We start from the raw sequence: 4643 nt of genomic DNA, 5'->3' as shown, positions 1-4643 counted from the left end.
GACCTTATCTTCCTGCATAGGCCACCAATAACCCGCCAACCTATAATAACTTACCTGATTAAGAAGATGACTGGCTTGTTTCTCATCTTCTATTTCCAGCCCTCTACTTTTTAGAAGCTCAATGTGCTCCTTAATAGTGAACGCAATTTTTTCAAAAGGCATAAGCCAAACAATTCAATAAATAAAATAAAGGGGCTATAAACAAGTGAGGGGCTATAAAAGCAAAAGACTCGCCCTGGGACGCTGTTCTTATGGGTAGCGTGGCGAGTACTGTTGTTACAATCTTAAGTTTTTTTTCATACTACTCAAAGAGTATTGATAAAATCAAAAACAAAAAAGCCTCAGCTTAATAGCCAAGGCCTTTCCTTTATGCAGAGGAGGAGGGATTCGAACCCCCGGTACCTCGCGGTACAACGGTTTTCAAGACCGCCGCATTCGACCACTCTGCCACTCCTCTATGTTTGTCATTCGAACTCTTTTGCCGAATGGGACTGCAAATGTATATGATTATTTATTTTCCGCAAACAACAATTTAATTTTTTTATTTACGCTTCGTAAAAAATAGATCAAACCCGATATTCTGAAGCGCAAACTGCCCGTCTGCAACCCTTTCGACATATAGGCTATGCACATATAATGAGTAGCTTATGGCTTCATTTTCTCCGTGCAAGGCCATCTTTTCAGGTTCCATATCATATACGTAGCTATTGTTTAATTTTGCCAGATCCTGTACCAATGACTTAATACTGATCTGAGCTTCCCACCCTACAGAGTCCGACATGTTGATCAGAAGTTCATCTTTATCAATTTCGATGGCCACTCCTTTATAGTTGCTCTTTTGATAGTCTTCAAACCTCAGAAACACAGCATGATTTATATCAGCAACGTAGTTGGTGCGCGTAGTAAAAGAAAAATACCTTCGCAGCGTGTTCCCTTCGTCAGCCCATTCATTGACATACTCCAAATTATACTCCTGGAGCAGAAGGTTTTCGATACTCACATACTTTTCCTTTCTCAATGAGTCGATGTCATGCTTAAAATACCCCTGCACCTCATCAAGGCTTTCCCGTCTCATCAGGTAAGTCAATATAGACGACAGGTTTTTCTGGTCTTCAAACTGTTTTTCCTCAGGCCCTTTTACTTTTTCGTTAAATATTTTTTCAAACCTGCTCACCTGATTGTTGATGGACATAGAAAATGCTCCCCAAGGCCCAAAGGACGTTAGAAGGATTACTACTGCCAGTGTAAGTGGTATCAGCTTAATATTGCCGGATTTGGAGAATATAAAATAGGCGCCGATTCCAAACAGCCAGAAGTCGAGCACGAAAAGAAAATACCGGTTCTCCGTGAGTCCATACTCGGAAGCCCTCAGGTAAACCGCCAGGAAAAGTACCACAATCAGGGGAATGAGTGAGATAAAGAAACCTTTCGCGAATATCCGCAGCCACACTTTGCTTTTCTCGGCTACTACAGGGTAAATAAGTAAATAGGATAGTATACCCAGCACCGAATAGCTGACAAACAAGTAGGCTATCCAGCCTCTGGGCCAGTCCCACTGAATGATGATCTTAAATGTATAGAGGTATAAAATGATATTGTATATACCCACCAGGGGTATAAGTATGTACTGGGTGAATATTGACAGGCCTTTGGAGTAGGCCTCCTCATCCTGGAAGACCTCTTCCTTTTTGGGTACACCTCCCAGAAAATACAGCATGGAGAATATGCCACTTATAATAAAAAATAATTTGGAATAAGTTTTATCCCTGATATCCACATCAAAGAGCTTCTCAACAGCAAGAAATGCCAGGGCAAGGCCGGCAAATAGTACCATGGAGAAGAAGAATGCCGTGAGTATCTGCAGGAAAAGCTGCTTGTTGTACGACCAAAACCCCGGCCTTTTGAAATGGATAATGAATGGAGCAAAAGATACCAGAAGGTGTGCCACAAGCCCAAATAACACAAACCGTACTCCATGAACAACTTTAAGCTCTAAGGGCAACGAAAAATAATAAAGTAACAGCAACACGAGGCCTAAGAGTTGAATTGCATAATGGAGTGCCCTGCTTTTAAGGTGTTCACCAAAGAGCTGCAAAGCCGTAAAAAATGAAATACCCAGGCCACTGACCATCACGATCTTCATCAGTTTCTTTTGTAAGTCATCGTTTTGGTAATCGACCTCTACGTAGTAGCACATGGCTATCGTGCCCACTATACCACACAGGGTTGCCAAAGGGAATCTTGCCACTGTCTTTGCAGTGAGCATAAGCGTTTCCCTGAGATTCGGGATCTTAATTTTGGATATCATAGGGAAGCTATATTAAGCAAATTTTTGTTAGCCTGCCAGCTTGCTTTCGTCTATACCTGAAATACGGTGAGCGTGGTGTACACTTGCATTGATCTCATAGCCTACCAGCAAAACAATCGAAAGTATCTCCTGCCAGATCATCAGAGCGATCAGCACCCCCAGGGAGCCATAGAGCTTGTTATAGGTGGCGAAATTTGAAATGTAGAATGAAAAGCCATAGGTCACGCCCATGCTCAGGAGTGTGGCTATCAGGGAGCCTACCGAGAAAAACCGCCAGTTGTAATGAACCGCCGGGCCAAAATAGTAGATAAACGAGATAGCCAGAAAAAACACAATAAAAAGCACTACAAAACGCAGCAAAAAGAAGATATAGATCAGGTAGTCTTCAATGTCAAGCCATTGAAAGTTATTGATAATATCCACCGCAGCATTGCCTATTACCAAAAGCACACTGGCGAGGATCAGTACAATAGCCAGCATTATGGTAAGTCCTGTTGCCACCAGCCTCATCTTAAGAAAGCCCCTTTTTTCGATGGTTTTGTAGCATGAGTTAAATGCCTTCATCAATGACATCATCCCATTGGTAGCCAGGTAGAGGGACAAAAGCGCACCAAAAGTCAATAGTCCGCCACGGGTATTGCCCACAATATCTTCCACGGTAGCGTAAACTGTTTCATACATGCTCTCCGGCATAATATCACCGATAAACTGCATTATGGAATCTTTGCTCACCCCCGGGATCACCTGGTGAATGTAGGGCGTGAGTGTAAAGAGAAAAATGATAGCAGGAAATACCGCCACGGTAAAATTGAACGCAACAGCATTTGCTCTTTCTACAATCTCGTCTTTCTTGATTTTGCCAATAAAAACGGTTATGATCTCGTAAAGTGTAAGGTCATCATAACTTCTGAACCTGATCCGTTTGAGAAGGTCTATGAGCCCGTGATAATACTTGCTCTCAAGAATATAGTTGGTTATTCTTTTCTTCATTTAGTCGAAAAAAGGATTGAGCAGTTTTGCCATCACCTCTGGTTGCAGGCAGGGCTTTCCGGTTTTCATATCTACAAAAACCAAAACCGTCTCACCTATATGGATCAATTTATCAGATTCATTATAAATTTCATAATCAAATTGTATCCTTACGGCAGGTTTCTTTTTGATGGTCGTCTTGATAGTAAGAAGCTCATCATATTTGGCAGGTGCCAGATATTTCGATTTATTTTCCAGTACAGGCATCATTACCCCCTGATCCTCAAGCTCTTTGTAGCTAAGCCCCAAACTTCTCAGGCTTTCAACGCGGGCCACTTCAAAATAAGTGGCGTAGTTGCCATAGTAAACATAACCCATCTGGTCTGTTTCGGCATACCTCACTCTTACTTGGGTAGTTTGCTCAAACATCAGTTACTGTTGTTCATTCTTGCTTTACGCTGTTCAATAGTCAGTTGCCTCTGGTATCGGGCAGCATTTCTCAAATGTTCATTATAATTACTCGCAAAGTTGTGGTATCCGGAAAAATCTTCTCTTGCACACATGTATAGATAATCGTGGTCTTCATAGTTTAATACCGCATCTATGGAGTGTATAAATGGCATATTGATCGGGCCGGGAGGCAAACCGGGATATTTATAGGTGTTATAAGGAGAATCAATGTCTTTGTGCACATTAAGCACCCGCTTGATGGTAAAGTCGCCGGAAGCAAAAACCAGCGTAGGGTCTGCCTGTAAAGCAATACCATTCTGAAGCCGGTTGATATATAAGCCTGCTATTTTGGCGCTTTCATCCTTTTTTATGCTCTCAGCCTGCACAATGGAAGCCAAAGTAGATACTTCCAGCGGCGTAAGCCCTAAATTTTTGGCCTTTTGTCTTCGCTCACTATTCCAGAATTTTTCATACTCGCTATGCATTCTTTCAACAAGCTCCTCCCCTGAAATATCATAGTACACCTGGTAGGTGTTGGGTATAAACATACTGATGATATTATTGTCATTAAAACCATCTTTATTGGTGTTTATATAGTGTTTCAAGGCTTGATTAAACCCCTCAGGTGTCAGCTCAATATTCCTGGTAAGCCTGTCTGCCAGCTCTTCTTTCAGCCTGATGTTATTAAAAGTGAGATTGACCGGCTGCTGCAGTCCCGCCCTCAACATACGGAGTACCTCCAGGTTTGCAGAATTTGCTTTTATCAGATACCTGCCTGGTTTGATCTGGGTGTCATAATCCATCAGTTTGGCAAGAAAGCTAAACGACACCAGATCCTGAACATAGTTCAGATCGTATAGTTTGTCCTGCAAAGATTTAAAAGTCTCGTCAGATTCTATTATGAGCACTTTGTCTT

Annotated in this window: 4 protein-coding genes and 1 tRNA gene; all 5 read right to left on the bottom strand. The window is 42.0% G+C overall.

Annotation, left to right across the window (positions count from 1 at the left end; translation table 11 throughout):
* Positions 1–372: 372 nt before the first annotated feature.
* Positions 373–457, bottom strand: a tRNA-Ser gene (locus E1163_RS02275).
* A gap of 84 nt (positions 458–541) precedes the next feature.
* Entirely contained in the window at positions 542–2308 is a 1767-nt protein-coding gene (locus E1163_RS02270; RefSeq protein WP_155169039.1) for a DUF4153 domain-containing protein, read from the bottom strand.
* 27 nt (positions 2309–2335) lie between these two features.
* On the bottom strand, positions 2336–3298 hold the full coding sequence (locus E1163_RS02265; RefSeq protein WP_155169037.1) for a YihY/virulence factor BrkB family protein: 963 nt from the start codon (positions 3296–3298) through the stop codon (positions 2336–2338).
* Positions 3299–3706 (bottom strand): acyl-CoA thioesterase, encoded by a 408-nt coding sequence (locus tag E1163_RS02260; RefSeq protein ID WP_155169035.1) that lies wholly within the window; start codon positions 3704–3706, stop codon positions 3299–3301.
* Positions 3706–4643: endolytic transglycosylase MltG (mltG, locus tag E1163_RS02255; protein WP_155169033.1), on the bottom strand; the 938-nt coding region annotated here is incomplete at its 5' end. The genes mltG and E1163_RS02260, both read right to left, overlap by 1 nt.

It is taken from the genome of Fulvivirga kasyanovii, from assembly GCF_009711405.1.
Taxonomy (GTDB): Bacteria; Bacteroidota; Bacteroidia; order Cytophagales; family Cyclobacteriaceae; genus Fulvivirga; species Fulvivirga kasyanovii.
The sequence above is the reverse complement of the archived record's forward strand: the minus strand, read 5'-3'. Positions and strand labels throughout refer to the sequence as shown.

Coding starts and splice junctions, on each gene's coding strand:
- E1163_RS02270 (WP_155169039.1), bottom strand. CDS start 2,308: ATGATATCCAAAATTAAGATCCCGAATCTCAGGGAAACGCTTATGCTC.
- E1163_RS02265 (WP_155169037.1), bottom strand. CDS start 3,298: ATGAAGAAAAGAATAACCAACTATATTCTTGAGAGCAAGTATTATCAC.
- E1163_RS02260 (WP_155169035.1), bottom strand. CDS start 3,706: ATGTTTGAGCAAACTACCCAAGTAAGAGTGAGGTATGCCGAAACAGAC.